The sequence below is a fragment of the Inquilinus limosus genome (genome assembly GCF_002195995.1).
In the GTDB taxonomy this organism is placed as follows: domain Bacteria; phylum Pseudomonadota; class Alphaproteobacteria; order DSM-16000; family Inquilinaceae; genus Inquilinus; species Inquilinus limosus_C.
Genome location: NZ_NHON01000127.1, coordinates 1 through 14,483, shown reverse-complemented (window position 1 = coordinate 14,483; position 14,483 = coordinate 1). Strand labels below are relative to the sequence as shown.

Here is a 14,483-nt window from a genome sequence, read left to right as displayed (position 1 = left end):
TTCGCGCGGCGGGCTGGCCGGGGGGCCTGGGCGGCGGTCGCCGGCTCTCACAGAGAGAACACCCTACCCCCTCCCGCAAGGGGGGCATTCCACACATCTATCGAGGGCAGCGCGCGTTGCCTCTCCCGCTTGCGGGAGAGGTCGGAGACGCGAAGCGGCTCCGGGTGAGGGCTTTGCGGCGGCGATGCCAGGATCGTCGCTTCCGGATAGGACACATCCTGCGCTCGCTCACGGCGAGATTCGTGTGCTTGGCGAGACCGCTGGCCCTCACCCGGCCATCCTTCGGATGTCCGACCTCTCCCGCAAGCGGGAGAGGTCATCTGTTCGTAGACCCGCCACTCGCTACCGCCACTCGATCTGTAGATACCGTACCGCAAGGGGAGGGGAGGATGACGCGGTAAGGGCTTCGCCAGGCGGCGGGTGGCAGGCCGCGCCGAGGCTCCCGCAGGCTTGTGCAGGGCTCCGCAGCCCTGCCGTTCCTTCTGCAGGCTGGCCTTCCGGCTCGATCTTTGTACGATCCGTCAATTGTAGGATAAATGAGCGGCGGGCGCCGGACCGGCCCCGCGCGACGGGAGGATCTGGAGCATGGCGGAGATCGCCTATCTCGGCCTCGGCCTGATGGGCCGGGGCATGGTGCGCAACCTGCTGAAGGCGGGGCATCGCGTGCATGCCTGGAACCGCAGCACGGCCGAGCTGCCGGAGGAGATCACGGGCCATCCCGGATTCGTCCGTGCCGGCTCGGTGGCGGCGGCGGCGTCCGGCCGCGACCGGGTGATGCTCTGCGTCACCGGCCCGGACGCCCAGCGCGCCGTGCTGCTCGGCCCCGACGGCGCTTTCGCCCATGCGGCCAAGGGTGCCGTGGTGATCGACAGCACCACCACCGACCCGGCGGTGTCGCGCAGCCTGGCGGAGGCGGCGGCCCGGGCCGGCCACGCCTATCTCGACGCCCCGGTCTATGGCAGCAAGGACCAGGCCTGGGACGGCAGCATCGGCTTCATCGTCGGCGGCGACGCTGCGGCGCTGCAGGCGGCGCGCCCGATCCTCGAGGCGGTGTCCGGCGGCGTGCATCATCTCGGCCCCAGCGGCGCCGGCGCGGTGATGAAGTTGATCGGCAACCTGCTGTCGGCGGCGCAGACCGCGGCGCTGGGCGAAGGCCTGGCGCTGGCCCGCAAGAACGGGCTGGCGGCGGAGGGGATCATCGAGGTGCTCGACCGCTTCGGCGGCTCCTCCGGCGTCATCCGCGGCGCCGCGCGCAAGACGCTCGCCAACGACTTCTCGCCGGCCTTCCACCTCAAGAACATGGCCAAGGATATCGGGCTGATGCTCGATCTCGGCCGCACCAGCGGCGTGCCGATGCCCGGCACCGCCCTGACGGCCGAGCTGTATCGCGCCGCCCTGGTCGCCGGCTATGGCGAGCTGCAGGCCAATGCCGTGCACAAGCTGCAGTTCCGCCTCGCCGGCATCGAGGAGTGAGCCGATCGTTCCACCCGGCCACGGCCGGCGGCGTCCGCACCGAGATCGCGACCCTGGCCGACGGCCGGGCGATCCGCTACCGCCGCATGGGCGCGGGGCAGGGCGCCCCGATCGTCCCCACGCCGATCGTCATGGTACACGGCTTCGGCGGCGAGCTGCTGACCTGGGCCGCCAACCAGGTGCCGCTCTCGGCCCGCCACCCGGTCTACGCCCTCGACCTGCCCGGCCATGGCGGCTCGTCGCAGGATCTCGGCGCCGGCGGCGTGCCGGGCCTGGCCGAGGCGCTGCTGGCCTTCCTCGACGCCGCCGGCATCGGCCGCGCCCATCTGGCCGGCCATTCCCTGGGCGGGGCGGTGGCGCTGCAGGCGGCGCTGTCCGATCCCGGCCGCGCCGCCTCGCTGACCCTCATCGCCTCCGCCGGGCTGGGGCCGGAGGCCGACACCGGCTTCATCGACCGGCTGCTGGCCGCCGACGACCCGGCGACGCTGGCGGCGGCGCTGCGGCCGCTCTATGCCGATCCCGGCCTGGTCACGCCGGCGCTGGGCGAGCTGGTGCTGACGGCGCTGCGCGGCCCGGGCGTGCGCGCGACGCTGCGCCGCCTGGCCGACCAGTGCTTCGCCCCCGGCCGCCAGCGCCTGGTGCTGCGCGACCGGCTGGCGGAGCTGAAGGGGCCGATGCAGGTGCTGTGGGGCACGGACGACGCGATCCTGCCGGTGGACCACGCCGGCTTCCTGCCGTCCGCGGTGGCCGTGCACCTGATCCCCGGCCAGGGCCACATGCTGCCGATCGAGGCGGCGGCGGAGGTGAACCGGCGGATCGGGGAGATCGCGGCGGCCGGGTGAGTCTGTCGCGGCCGGCGGCGGCCACCCGGTCTTGCCGTCCCGGCCGGGCAGGCCTCGAGTGGGATGGCAGCCGGAACGCGGCGGAGGCCGCATGGACACAATCGATCCTCTCAGCGATCTGATCGGCCGCGTCTACGATGCCGGCACCGATCCCGCCGCGTGGCAGCAGGCCCTCACCGAGATCTGCCGCTGGGCCGGCGGCGACGTGGCGCAGATCCTGGTGTTCGAAGCCGGCGCCCCGGCGCCGTTCTTCAACGTCGCCGTCGGCTACGACGCCGCGGCGCACGCCCGGTACCTGCGCGATTACGCGCTGCAGGACCCACGCCTGCCGGCCTGGCGGCGCCTGCCGCCGACCGTGCAGCCCTGCCATCATGTCGTCGACCCGGCCTGGCTCGACCGCCAGGATTTCGGCGCCTTCCTGGACGAAAGCAATTGCCGCTGGACCATGGGGGCGATCGATCCGGCCTTCGCCGGCGTCGCCGGGATAAGCGTGCGCCGCCCCCGCCGGGCCGGCCCCTTCACGCCGGAAGAGGTGCGGCGCTTCGACCTAGTGGTGCCGCATATCCGCCGGTCCCTGGCGCTGATGCAGCGGATCGAGGGGCTGGCCGGCCGGGCCCGGGCCGCCGAGGACGTGCTTGACCGCTTCGACCGGGCGGTGGTGCTGCTCGGCGCCGACGGGCGGGTGGTCCATGTCAACGCCTTGGCCGACCGGCTGATCGAGAGCGGCCGGCTGCAGCTGCGCGGCCGCCGGCTGCGGTCCGCCGATCCTGGCGAGGCCGCGGCGCTGCGCGGGCTGATCGCGGCGACGCTGGAGCCCGGGCCGCGGTCCGGTGGGGTCAAGCTGCTGGCTGCCGGGGTGCCGCTGATCGCCAGCGCCTGCCGCCTGCCGGACTGCCGCCCGGCCGCGCTCGCCGCGCCGCAGGCCGCGGCGGCGCTGTTCCTGGCCCCCGGCGGCGGCGGCCGCGACGATTTCGGCGACATATTGCCGGCGTTGTTCGGCCTCAGCCGCGCCGAGGTGCGGCTTGCCGCCGCCCTGCATGAGGGCTTCTCCCTGTCCGAGATCGCGGAGCGGCTGGAGCTGAGCCGCGAGACGCTGCGCACCCAGCTGCGCTCGGTCTTCGACAAGACCGGCACGCGGCGGCAGGGGCCGCTGATCCGGCTGCTGACCGACCTGGCGCGCGAGAGCCGGCTGGTCCGCCGCGCCGCCGGTGTGATGGCCGACACGGCGCGGCCACAATGATCGGCTTAGCTTGGCCCCATAACGACAGCACAAGCGAACCGTTTCATGTCCTCAACCATGGTCGTACACAACACCGAGCGGAATTCCGGGCTCGACCTCATCCAGCTCGCCGGCCGACTCTGCCTGGCGCTGGTGTTCTTCGCCGCCGGCCTCTCCAAGATCCCGGAATGGGCCTCGATGGTGGCGATGGTGCAGGGCCGCGGCCTGCCGCAGCCGGAGCTGCTGCTCGGCGCCGCCGCGGCGCTGCAGATCGTCGCCGGCGCCTTCCTGCTGCTCGGCTGGCACACCCGGCTGGCGGCGTTGGCCCTGGCCGGTTTCACCATCGTCGCCACCGTGCTCTTCCACCCGTTCTGGGAGTCGGCGCCGAGCCGGTTCGAGCTCGATTTCGCGATCTTCATGAGCAACCTGGCCGTGCTCGGCGGGCTCCTGTTCATCGCCGGCACGGGCGGCGGCCGCCACTCCCTCGACAGCGGCCCCGGCGAGGGCTGATCCCCCACAGCAGAAGGGCGCGCGACCCAGCGGCCGCACGCCCTTCGTTCGTCCAATGGTCGGCGCGCTTACCAGCCCGCGACCACGGCGCCCTTGAACCGTTCCGCCAGGAACTGCTTGATCGCGTCGGTGTGGTAGCTCTCAACCAGGGTCTTGACCCAGGGCTCGTCCTTGCGTGCGGTCTGCACCGCGATGATGTTGACATAGGGGCTGTCGGCCGCCTCGCGCAGGATCGCGTCCTTGCCCGGGTCCAGCCCGGCCTCGACCGCGTAGTTGGTGTTGATCGCCGAGATGTCGGTGTCGTCCAGCGACCGCGGCAGCTGTGCCGCGTCCAGCTCGATGATCTGGAGGTTCTTCGGGTTGCCGGTGATATCGAGCACGGTCGGCTTCAGCCCGACACCGTCGGCCAGCTTGAGCAGCCCGGCCGACTGCAGCAACAGCAGGACGCGGCCGCCATTGGTCGGGTCGTTCGGGATGCCGACCCTGGCGCCGTCGCGCAGCTCGCCGATCGCCTTGATCTTCCTCGAGTAGATGCCGATCGGGAAGGTGACGGTGTTGGCCACCTTGCTGAGCTTGTAGCCGCGCTTATCGATCTCGTTCACGAGATACGGCTCGTGCTGGAACGAGTTGGCGTCGAGCTCACCGGTGTCGAGCGCCGCATTGGGCACGACATAGTCCGAGAACTCGACGATCTCGATGTCCAGGCCCTTCGCATGGGCGATCGGCTTCACCTGCTCCAGGATCTCGGCATGCGGCCCCGGCGTGACGCCGATCCGGATGGTCTCGGCGGACGCCGCCCCGGCGCTTCCCACGGCCAGGGCGAACGCCACCGCGGCCAGAATCGTCTTCAGCCTCATTCTCTTCCCCTCGAAACGGATTGGTTCGGCTCAGGCCTGGCGCTGCCGCTTGTTGACCCGGCGGGCCAGCCGGTCGCCGGCCATCTGCACCGCCTGCACGAACAGGATCAGCACGACCACCACCGCGGCCATCATCTCCGGCATGAAGCGCTGGTAGCCGTAGCGGATGCCGAGGTCGCCCAGCCCCCCGCCGCCGACCGCGCCGACCATGGCGGAATAGCCGATCAGGCTGACCACGGTCAGGGTCAGGCCCAGCACGATCGCCGGCATCGCCTCGGGCACCAGCACCTTGCGCACGATCTGCAGCGGCGAAGCACCCATCGCCTTCGCCGCCTCGACCAGGCTCTGGTCGACCTCGCGCACCGCCGCCTCGATGATCCGGGCGATGAAGGGCACGCAGGCGATGGTCAGCGGCACGATCGCCGCCGTGGTGCCGATCGAGGTGCCGGCGACCAGCCGGGTGAACGGGATGATCGCCACCACCAGGATGATGAAGGGGGTGGAGCGGGTGGCGTTCACCACCAGCCCGGCGATGCGGTTGGCCGCCGGCGCCGCGAACAGCTCGCCCTTGCCGCTGGTCGCCAGCCAGATGCCGATCGGGCCACCCAGCAGCGTGCCGATCGCGGCCGAGACCGCGACCATGTACAGCGTCGCCCAGGCGGCGTCAGCCAGCAGCGCGAAGAGTTGCGGGGACATGGCCCAGGACCTCGACGGAAAGCTTGAGGGAGGAAAGGAAGTCGATCGCCGGCCGCGCCGCCTCGGGCCCGCCGGGGATCGCCACGATCAGGGTGCCGAAGGGCGCGCCCTGCACGCTGTCGACCCGGCCGTGCAGCAGCGCCGCGTCGATGCCCAACCGCCGGGCCAGCTGGCCCAGCGCAGTGGTGCCGGCCTGCGATCCGGCGAAGACCAGCCGCAGCACGGTCTCGCCGCCGGCCAGCGGCGCCTCGGACAGTGGCGTGTTGGACAGACGGGCGGCCAGCGCCTCCGGCAACTCGGCGCCGGTGACGCTGGCGACGAAGGCGCGGGATGTGGGGGTCTGCGGCCGGGTGAACAGGTCGAACACCCGCGCCTCCTCGATCACGCGGCCCTGCTCCAGCACCGCGACGCGGTGGCAGATCGCCTTGATCACCGCCATCTCATGGGTGATCAGCACGATGGTCAGGCCCAGCTCGCGGTTGATCTTCGCCAGCAGCTGCAGGATCGAGGCCGTGGTCTCGGGGTCGAGGGCAGAGGTCGCCTCGTCGCACAGCAGCACGTTCGGCTCGCTGGCCAGGGCCCGGGCGATGCCGACGCGCTGCTTCTGCCCGCCCGACAGCTCGGCCGGATAGCGGTCGCGCTTGTCGGTCAGCCCGACCAGCTCCAGCAGGCGGTCGACCCGCGCCGCGATGCTGCGGCGGTCCAGCCCGGCCAGCTCCAGCGGCAGGGCAACGTTGTCGAACACGGTGCGGGAGGACAGCAGGGCGAAATGTTGGAAGATCATGCCGATCTTCCGCCGCTCGGCCCTCAGCGCCGTCTCCGGCAGGGCGGTCAGCTCAGTGCCGTCGACCGTGACGGTGCCGGTGGTCGGCCGCTCCAGCAGGTTGATCAGGCGGATCAGCGTCGACTTGCCGGCGCCACTGGGCCCGATCACGCCGAAGATCTCACCGCGCTCGATGGTCAGGGAGACGTCGGCCAGCGCCGTCACCTGGGCCTGGCCCGAGCGGGTGAAGGTCTTGGAGATGGAATCGAGACGGATCATGGACGGTGCCGGAGCAGTGGAACGGTGCGGGGCGGGACAGGGCCGGCCGGCGGGGCAGGGCGGCCGCGGGCGATGGCCCGGATCAGGCGCGGCGACAGCGCATCGACGCCGCGGTCGCCCGCCCTGTGGCAAGCGTCCGGTGCGCGAAAGGGCTGTGGGGGGCCGTCCTGGTCATCGTCGTGTCCTGCCTCGTCTCGCCGAGGGAACCACGACCTGCATCGTGGCGCTTTAGCGGTTGGTGACGCGGGCGCAAGCTGCTTCCCATCAAATCGCCGCGGGCCCGTTGGCGGTGGGCCGGTCCGTTGCCCCTTAAATATAGCGCCACTCCGGTCAGGTCAACAAACTGCGCCATGCTGTCTGTGGATCTCTGAGTTTCACGTTCGGATTTCGTGCTAATCGGCGGCTGATCGCGGCCGATCATGTCAACTTCATGTCATGCATGCTTACCATTGCTGCGCTGCAAAAAGCCCGATCCTGGCGCGGCGCGGACGTCCTACATTAGGGATGCACCAGGAGAACACAGAGAGGCCGGTCTCGCCGGCAGATGAGGTAAGTATGCATATCGACGTTCTGGACTTCGCCCCCGCCGCCACCCGTCCCGCCGGCGCCTTCGCCCGCCTCCGCGCGGCCGTCGCCCGCCGCGTCGCCGAGCGCCGCGAGTACAACCGGGTCTACAGCGAGCTGCTGAAGCTCGACCGGCGCGAGATGGACGAGCTGGGCATCGGCCCGGCCGATTTCGACGCCATCGCCCGCGGCACCTATCGCCGCTGAAGCTTCAAGACCTGGCCGCGGCCGCCCGTCGAGGGCCGGCTACGGCTCCGAGACAGCACAGGGCGCCCGCCCGCCGCAGCCGTGCCGACCGGCCCGCGGCGGGCTGCGGCGCCCTGTCCGCATTCCGCATCTGACACGACTGTCATTTGGCGGATCGGCCGGACGGCGCTATATGAGCACCCCATGAGCAAGAGATCGCAGGCGGCCATCGGACCGCGGACTGGCCAAATGACGGACTGGCAGATCGCGAAGCGGATGCTGCGCGAGCACATGAGGGGCCATCTAGGGCGTTTCGTGATGGCCTTCCTGTGCCTCGGCGCGACCGCGGTTGCGACCTCCGCGATCCCCTTCACCCTGCAGCACACACTCGACGGCATCTTCACCGCGAAGAATGCCGAGCTGCTGATGCCGATCTCGATCATCGTGGTCGTCATCTTCTTCGTGCGCGGCGGGGCGACCTACGGCTTCACCGTGGTGATGAACAGCATCGGCCGGCGCATCGTCGCCGAGCTGCAGATGCGCATGTTCAGCCAGAAGATCTGGGACGACCTGGCCAGCTTCCACGCCACCGCCTCCGGCCATCTGGTCAGCCAGTTCATCTACAACGTCCAGGCGGTGATGAGCGCGGTCTCGACCAGCGCCGCATCGATCGGGCGCGATGCCACCACCCTGATCGGCCTCCTGGTGGCGATGTTCTACATGGACTGGCGGCTGGCGCTGGTCGCCTCCATCACCTTCCCGCTTTCGGCGATACCAGTGATCAAGGTCGGGCGCGACCTGCGCAAGGTGACCCGCAAGTCCCAGTTCGGCATGGGCGAGCTGACCAGCTACCTGACCCAGGTGTTCCAGGGCATCCGCCACGTCAAGGCCTACAACGCCGAGCAGCGGACCATCAAGTCGACCGAGACCTTCGTCCAGGCGGTCTCGCGGCTGTCGCAGCGGATGACGCGGATCAAATCCTACAACACCCCGTTCATGGAGGTGCTGTCCGGGATCGCCATCGCCGGGGTGATCTTCTACGGCGGATCGCAGGTGATCAGCGGCAACCGCACCACCGGCGAGTTCACCGCCTTCATCTTCGCGCTGATCTCGACCTACGATCCGCTGAAGCGGATCGTGAACACCTGGGGGTCGGTGCAGCAGGGGATGACCGCGGCGGAGGGCATCTTCGCCATGATCGACAAGCAGCCGACCATCACCGACCGGCCCGGCGCCGCGGTGCTGGACCGGGCGACCGGCGCGATCCGGCTCGAAGACGTGCACTTCTCCTATGGCCCGGCCATCCCGGCGCTGCGCGGCATCTCGGTCGAGATCCCGGCCGGCAAGACAGTGGCGCTGGTGGGGCCGTCCGGCGCCGGGAAGTCGACGCTGCTGAACCTGATCCCGCGCTTCTATGACCCGACCTCGGGCGCGGTCCGGATCGACGGCTACGACATCCGCGAGGTCACCCAGCACTCCCTGCGCGAGCAGATCGGCCTGGTCAGCCAGGAGACCACGCTGTTCGACGCCACGGTGCGCGACAACATCGCCTATGCCCGTCCGGGGGCGGGCCAGGAGGAGATCGAGGCGGCGGCTCGCGGGGCGGCGGCGCACGATTTCATCCTCAGCCTGCCGCAGGGCTACGATACCCAGATCGGCGAGCACGGGGTGCGCCTCTCCGGCGGCCAGCGGCAACGCCTGTCGATCGCCCGCGCCATGCTGAAGAACGCGCCGATCCTGCTGCTCGACGAGGCCACTTCGGCCCTCGACACCGAAAGCGAGCGCCAGGTGCAGGACGCGCTGACCCGCCTGATGGTCGGCCGCACCACGCTGATGATCGCGCATCGCCTGTCGACCGTGCGCGGCGCCGACCTGATCTACGTCATGGATCAGGGCCAGGTGGTCGAAACCGGCAGCCATGCCGAGCTGCTGAAGCACGGCGGCCTCTATGCTCGGCTGTGGGCGATGCAGACGGCCGAGGACGAGCAGGCCGAGGCCGAGGCGCAGCCCGCGGTGGCGGTGGTGGGGTAGGATGGGGGCTCGGGGCCCAGCGGCGGGTGAGCGGCTGCCGCGTCTGTTCTGCGACATCACCCCGATCCTGGCCCATGCGCGCGGCCACACCACCGTCACGGGCGTGCAGCGCGTGGTGCTGCGCGTGGTGGGCCATCTGGTGGCGACGCATGGGGCGGATGTGATCCGCGGCATCGCCTGGCATCCGAAGCTGCGCCGGGTCGTGGAGATCGATNATGGCGGGCCTCGAAACGATAGTCGGGGCCGAGAAACGACAGATCGATCTCCACGACCCGGCGCAGCTTCGGATGCCAGGCGATGCCGCGGATCACATCCGCCCCATGCGCGCGGCCACACCACCGTCACGGGCGTGCAGCGCGTGGTGCTGCGCGTGGTGGGCCATCTGGTGGCGACGCATGGGGCGGATGTGATCCGCGGCATCGCCTGGCATCCGAAGCTGCGCCGGGTCGTGGAGATCGATCTGTCGTTTCTCGGCCCCGACTATCGTTTCGAGGCCCGCCATGCCGAATTCGTCCGCGACATGGCGATTCCCTATGACGCCGGAGGGGCGGACAAGGCCCCGCTGCGCCGGCTGGCGGCAAAGCTTGGCCGGTTGCGCTGGCGGCTCGGAGTCGCGTCGGGTTTCGGCCGACGCCTGTCGCAGCCGACGCTGACCCCGTCGGACCGGATCTTCGTACCGGTGCCGACGCTGCGGAACGACCCCTACATCGCCTTCCTCGCCGGACGGAAAGCGGCGGGCAATGCGGTGTTCCAGCTGATCCACGACGTCATTCCGGTGAAGCTGCCGGAGCTGGCGAAGCCGGGGCACGAGGTCGAGTTCCGTCGGTTTCTCGACCGTGCGCCGGATTATGTGTCGAGCTTCCTCTGCGTGTCTGACCAGACTGAGGCGGATCTCCGGGAGGTCCTCCCGGCCGCGGGAAGCGGCATTCCGACCAGGGTCACCCCGCTGGCCCACGAGTTCGCCGGCGACGCGGCGGATGATGCCGTGGTGGCTCCGGCCGTGCGTGCGATCGCCGAGACGCCGTTCGTGCTCTGCGTCGGCACCATCGAGGTGCGCAAGAACGCCTACGCCCTGGTCCGGGCCTGGGACCGGCTGCGGTCGGAGCTGGGCCCGCATCTGCCTCGCCTGGTGCTGGCCGGCCAGCACGGCTGGCGTACCGAGGAACTGTTCGATCTCCTGGCGAGGACCGGCAATCTCGGCGGCACGGTCGCGGTGGCCGAGACGCCGACGGACGCGGAGCTTGCCTTCCTTTACCAGCGCTGCCTCTTCACCGTGTTCCCGAGCTTATACGAGGGCTGGGGCCTGCCGATCGGCGAAAGCCTGTGGTTCGGCAAGTTCTGCATCGCCTCGAAGACGTCCTCGATGCCGCAAGTTGGGGGGGATCTGGCCGAGTATGTCGATCCGAAAGACGATGACAGCTTGCAGCAAGCTGTCCTGCGGGCGTTTCAGGCATCGGACTATGTCTCGGCGAGGGAGCATCGGATTCGGCAGGCGGAACTCCGGCGTTGGTCCGACGTGGCCCGCGATGTCTACGGAGCAGCGATGGCTGATGCGTCGGAGGGCGGCCGCCCCGCTCGTGCCGTAGACCCGCGTTACCTCAGAGCGGCGCCAAGATAGGCGGCGTGTCGAAGCGTGTATCATCACGTCGTCCACGTGCTATCGCCTGGCTGGTCTCGGGATGTGCCTGTGCTGCCTGGGCGCGGTGAATGCAAGGTCTCGGGGGATAGATGAAGGTCGCCATTGTTGCGCCAAGCTCGGTTCCATTCACTATCGGCGGAGCCGAGAACCTATGGCTTGGCCTGTTGAGCTACATCAATAAAGAAACTCCGCACGATGCGGAGCTCATTAAGATACCGAGCCCCGAACGCACATTCCCGGAACTTGTTTCGAGCTATGAAAATTTTTCTTTCCTGGATCTGAGCCATTTTGATTTGGTCATTTCGACCAAGTATCCGGCATGGATGATAAGGCATGATAATCATGTCTGCTATCTGCAGCATAGGTTGCGGGGGCTGTATGACACGTATCCTCGGGGCCGATTTGATCCACTGCCGGACTACGGAGATGTAGAGGTCGAGTCGCTGCAGCGGTTCATGCAGAAATGGCGCGGGCGGCGGGATGCGCTGCCTGAATTCTTCGGCAGGATCCGTGCCGTTATAGACCGAGGAGGAGAGGCGCTGGCATTTCCAGGGCCTTTCGCCCGGGAGGCCGTCCACTGGCTGGATGGAATCGGCCTATCCCGCGACGCCGTCAAAAAGTTCGCCGCTATTTCCGAGACCGTCGTCAACCGCAAGGACTATTTCCCGGCCGATGCGGCCGTTGAAACCATCCATCATCCCACGTCTCTCGAATGCCTGCATACAGGCAGCTACGATTATTTCTTCACATGCAGTCGTCTCGACAAGCCTAAACGCATCGACTTGATAATCAATGCGATGCGGCAGGCAAATATACACATGCAGCTGAAGATTGCCGGCACCGGGCCGGAAGAGGCTCGGCTGCGAGATCTTGCCGGCAATGATTCGAGGATCGAATTTCTCGGTTTTGTGAGAGACGCGGAGCTCGCCGATCTCTATGCGGGGGCGCGCGCTGTCATATTCGTGCCGAAAGATGAAGATTATGGCCTGATTACAGTCGAGGCGATGACATGCGGCAAGCCGGTGATTACCACCGATGATTCCGGCGGGCCGAACGAATTGATCGAATCGGGCCGGACCGGCTATTCGACGAAGGCCGATCCGAGGGAGCTTGCCAAGGCAATGACGATGCTGGCGCGGTCCCCCGACCTCGCGGTTCAGATGGGGATGGCGGCGAAGCAGCGCATCAGTCGGATCACCTGGAAAGCGACGGTCGACCCCCTTCTCATTCCACCGGCCCAGTCAACGCCGCAGAAGGCCCACCGGCCGAAACTCTGTGTGGCTGTGACATTTCCCATCTTTCCCCCCCGAGGAGGAGGGCAGAGCCGGGTGTTCCACCTCTATCGGCATCTGGCGCAAAGCTACGATGTCGATGTCGTGTGCATCACGAACGCGAACGACCTTCCGTCCGACCGGCTGGTGGCGCCAGGGCTCAGGGAAATCCGGATCCCGAAATCGAGCGCGCACCGAGATGCGGAGCTCGCGCTGACGCGCGACGTCGGAGGGCTGCCCGTGACCGATATGGCGATGCCGCGGCTCGCACATCTCACGCCGGAATACCGGGAAGCACTGTCTGCCTCCCTGGCCGAGGCGGAGGTCGTCATCGCGTCCCACCCCTATCTGTTTCCCTTGATCCGGGAGGTGAGCAGACAGCCGATCTGGTACGAGGCTCATAACGTCGAGATCGATCTCAAGCGAGCCATGCTGCCGGATACCGCGACCGCCCGAGCCCTTCTCGCGGATACGGAAAGAGTCGAGCGAGAGTGCTGTGATGCTGCGAAGCTCATAATTGTCTGTGCCAGAGCCGATCAGGAGGTGTTCGAGCGCAAGTTCGGTGTGCCGGGCACGAAGTTTGTCGAGGTTCCGAACGGGGTCGATCTCGAATCCGTTTACTTTACAGGGCTGAAATCTCGTGCCGCCAACAAAGGCCGGCTGGGCATTGGAGATTGCTTCACGGTACTTTTCATGGGCAGTCGGCACCAACCGAACAACGATGCCGTCGAGGAAATCCTCCGGTTTGCGCCCCAGTGCCCCGATATGCGATTCTTGCTTCTTGGGAGCGTGGCGGGCTACTTCGCGGGCCGCGCCGTGCCGGAGAATGTGGGCTTCATGGGTGAGGTCGACGACGAAACGAAGGACGTGGTGCTGGGCGCGGTCGATTGCGCGATCAACCCGATGATGACGGGGTCGGGGACCAACCTGAAGATGCTTGACTATTTCGCGAGCGGAATCCCCGTGATCTCAACCCCGCATGGCGCGCGAGGGATCGCTGTCGTCGACGGCGTTCACCTTCAGTTGAGCAGGATCTCCCAGTTTCCTCGCGCCTTGGCCCAGCTGAAAGATGAAGTCGGCACGGCCGGTTTGGCCAGACGCGTCGCCGCGGCCCGGCTTCTTGTCGAAGAGCAGTACGGGTGGTCCGTCATCGCACGCAATTTCCTGGCGCGAATTCATGCAGAAGGCCGTGGAGAGGGAGCGGAGGTGTCCGGTCGAGGCGTAGTCGGACAGGGGGGGCTGTGATGGCGTCTCCATCTCCGGCTCATCTGCCCCCGATCAACGAAATCATCAACCGCGTCAATGTGGAGGTCGAGCGCCGGCGGCGGCAATCCCCAGTTGCCTCGACTCAAGCCGGTGGGCTGGCTTCCGTTCATTCGGGTGCCGCTGGGGCATGGTCGCCGTCAGCCGCGGCGCCACCGGCTATTTCGGCCAAGAAGAAATATGCGCTTGATGAGTTTCTCCGGCTTGGTGACGACGCGTTCATTCGCGGGGCCTATCAGGGATTGTTGCGTCGTGAGCCCGACCCGCAGGGGCTGGCGCGATATCTTCAGCGTCTCAGATCCGGTCGAGCGTCGAAGACGGATATTCTGATCAGCCTGCGATGGTCGTCGGAGGGACGGAAGCACGGCGTCAAGATCTCGGGCCTCAAGCGGCTGCGCCGATGGCAGTCTGTCAGCCGAGTGCCGATCCTCGGTCCGGCCCTGCGATGGCTGTATATGCTCGGGCGTCTGCCGAAGTTATGGCGCGAGATCCGCCGCCAGGGGGCGCAAAGCGAGCAAATGAGCTTGTCCTGGCAGAACTTGGCAGGCCTGTTGCAGCAACGCAGCCAGAGTCAGGAGGATTTGGTTCTGGCTCTTCGGGACCGTATCGAAGAGCTTCAGGCCGCCTCGGCGTCCGCCATCTCGGATCTTCAGCGGCAAAACGCAGAAATCCTGAGGCAATTCCAGGTTCTCGCGGACGCCGGCTCGTCGAGCCGGCAGAAATTGAAGGGCGGCGACCAACTCTAGAGCGTTAGCCGCTAAGGCTGATTCGAGAGGAGTTCCCATTTTGGGTGAACTGTGATTCAAGCTTTGTGCTGGATCGGAGGCCGGCATGAATGGCAGGACCCTTGTCGCAGGATCTTCGGCTGCGTGTTGTTCGGGCGGTTGAAG

General features: G+C 67.9%; 12 protein-coding genes. 9 read left to right on the top strand and 3 right to left on the bottom strand.

All coding sequences use genetic code 11. The features are described 5' to 3' along the window. Nucleotides 1-585 precede the first annotated feature (585 nt). The 4 genes from BWR60_RS33035 (at nt 586) to BWR60_RS33020 (ending at nt 4,044) form a co-directional block, all read left to right on the top strand. Nucleotides 586-1,473 (top strand): NAD(P)-dependent oxidoreductase, encoded by an 888-nt coding sequence (locus BWR60_RS33035; RefSeq protein ID WP_088157071.1) that lies wholly within the window; start codon nt 586-588, stop codon nt 1,471-1,473. After that, nucleotides 1,470-2,315, top strand: coding sequence for an alpha/beta fold hydrolase (locus tag BWR60_RS33030; protein WP_088157069.1), 846 nt, complete (start codon nt 1,470-1,472; stop codon nt 2,313-2,315). Before BWR60_RS33035 ends, BWR60_RS33030 begins: the two co-directional genes overlap by 4 nt. 91 nt (nt 2,316-2,406) lie before the next feature. Next, the gene (locus BWR60_RS33025; RefSeq protein ID WP_088157067.1) at nt 2,407-3,555 is read left to right on the top strand and encodes a helix-turn-helix transcriptional regulator; all 1,149 of its coding nucleotides are present in this window, start codon (nt 2,407-2,409) and stop codon (nt 3,553-3,555) included. Between the two features lie 45 nt (nt 3,556-3,600). Then, nucleotides 3,601-4,044, top strand: coding sequence for a DoxX family protein (locus BWR60_RS33020; RefSeq protein ID WP_088157065.1), 444 nt, complete (start codon nt 3,601-3,603; stop codon nt 4,042-4,044). 68 nt (nt 4,045-4,112) lie between these two features. Here BWR60_RS33020 and BWR60_RS33015 read toward each other — a convergent pair whose 3' ends face one another. Genes BWR60_RS33015 through BWR60_RS33005 form a run of 3 tightly spaced genes read right to left on the bottom strand, consistent with a single transcriptional unit; the run spans nt 4,113 to nt 6,639 of the window. After that, nucleotides 4,113-4,901, bottom strand: a complete 789-nt coding sequence (locus BWR60_RS33015; RefSeq protein WP_088157063.1) for a MetQ/NlpA family ABC transporter substrate-binding protein — start codon at nt 4,899-4,901, stop codon at nt 4,113-4,115. Nucleotides 4,902-4,931: 30 nt separating this feature from the next. Next, the gene (locus tag BWR60_RS33010; RefSeq protein WP_088157061.1) at nt 4,932-5,597 is read right to left on the bottom strand and encodes a methionine ABC transporter permease; all 666 of its coding nucleotides are present in this window, start codon (nt 5,595-5,597) and stop codon (nt 4,932-4,934) included. Next, nucleotides 5,566-6,639 (bottom strand): methionine ABC transporter ATP-binding protein, encoded by a 1,074-nt coding sequence (locus BWR60_RS33005; protein ID WP_088157059.1) that lies wholly within the window; start codon nt 6,637-6,639, stop codon nt 5,566-5,568. The genes BWR60_RS33010 and BWR60_RS33005 overlap by 32 nt, the downstream gene beginning before the upstream one ends. 555 nt (nt 6,640-7,194) lie before the next feature. Between BWR60_RS33005 and BWR60_RS33000 the strand changes: the two genes are divergently transcribed. The 5 genes from BWR60_RS33000 to BWR60_RS32980 all read left to right on the top strand — a co-directional run bounded on the left by BWR60_RS33000 (nt 7,195) and on the right by BWR60_RS32980 (nt 14,339). Then, the gene (locus BWR60_RS33000) at nt 7,195-7,410 is read left to right on the top strand and encodes a hypothetical protein (RefSeq protein WP_088157057.1); all 216 of its coding nucleotides are present in this window, start codon (nt 7,195-7,197) and stop codon (nt 7,408-7,410) included. A gap of 228 nt (nt 7,411-7,638) precedes the next feature. After that, nucleotides 7,639-9,420: an ABC transporter ATP-binding protein gene (locus tag BWR60_RS32995; protein WP_088157055.1), complete on the top strand. Its 1,782-nt coding sequence runs from the start codon at nt 7,639-7,641 to the stop codon at nt 9,418-9,420. Further along, nucleotides 9,338-11,038, top strand: coding sequence for a glycosyltransferase family 4 protein (locus tag BWR60_RS32990; RefSeq protein ID WP_088157053.1), 1,701 nt, complete (start codon nt 9,338-9,340; stop codon nt 11,036-11,038). The genes BWR60_RS32995 and BWR60_RS32990 overlap by 83 nt, the downstream gene beginning before the upstream one ends. A 110-nt stretch (nt 11,039-11,148) precedes the next feature. Continuing rightward, on the top strand, nt 11,149-13,575 hold the full coding sequence (locus BWR60_RS32985) for a glycosyltransferase family 4 protein (RefSeq protein WP_088157051.1): 2,427 nt from the start codon (nt 11,149-11,151) through the stop codon (nt 13,573-13,575). Next, entirely contained in the window at nt 13,575-14,339 is a 765-nt protein-coding gene (locus BWR60_RS32980; protein ID WP_088157049.1) for a DUF4214 domain-containing protein, read from the top strand. Before BWR60_RS32985 ends, BWR60_RS32980 begins: the two co-directional genes overlap by 1 nt. Nucleotides 14,340-14,483 lie beyond the last annotated feature (144 nt).

Bases quoted from the DNA above. Each gene is read 5' to 3' on its own strand.
- BWR60_RS33025 (WP_088157067.1), top strand. From the start codon at position 2,407: ATGGACACAATCGATCCTCTCAGCGATCTGATCGGCCGCGTCTACGAT.
- BWR60_RS33035 (WP_088157071.1), top strand. From the start codon at position 586: ATGGCGGAGATCGCCTATCTCGGCCTCGGCCTGATGGGCCGGGGCATG.
- BWR60_RS33000 (WP_088157057.1), top strand. From the start codon at position 7,195: ATGCATATCGACGTTCTGGACTTCGCCCCCGCCGCCACCCGTCCCGCC.
- BWR60_RS33020 (WP_088157065.1), top strand. From the start codon at position 3,601: ATGTCCTCAACCATGGTCGTACACAACACCGAGCGGAATTCCGGGCTC.
- BWR60_RS33010 (WP_088157061.1), bottom strand. From the start codon at position 5,597: ATGTCCCCGCAACTCTTCGCGCTGCTGGCTGACGCCGCCTGGGCGACG.
- BWR60_RS32995 (WP_088157055.1), top strand. From the start codon at position 7,639: ATGACGGACTGGCAGATCGCGAAGCGGATGCTGCGCGAGCACATGAGG.
- BWR60_RS33005 (WP_088157059.1), bottom strand. From the start codon at position 6,639: ATGATCCGTCTCGATTCCATCTCCAAGACCTTCACCCGCTCGGGCCAG.
- BWR60_RS33015 (WP_088157063.1), bottom strand. From the start codon at position 4,901: ATGAGGCTGAAGACGATTCTGGCCGCGGTGGCGTTCGCCCTGGCCGTG.
- BWR60_RS32985 (WP_088157051.1), top strand. From the start codon at position 11,149: ATGAAGGTCGCCATTGTTGCGCCAAGCTCGGTTCCATTCACTATCGGC.
- BWR60_RS32980 (WP_088157049.1), top strand. From the start codon at position 13,575: ATGGCGTCTCCATCTCCGGCTCATCTGCCCCCGATCAACGAAATCATC.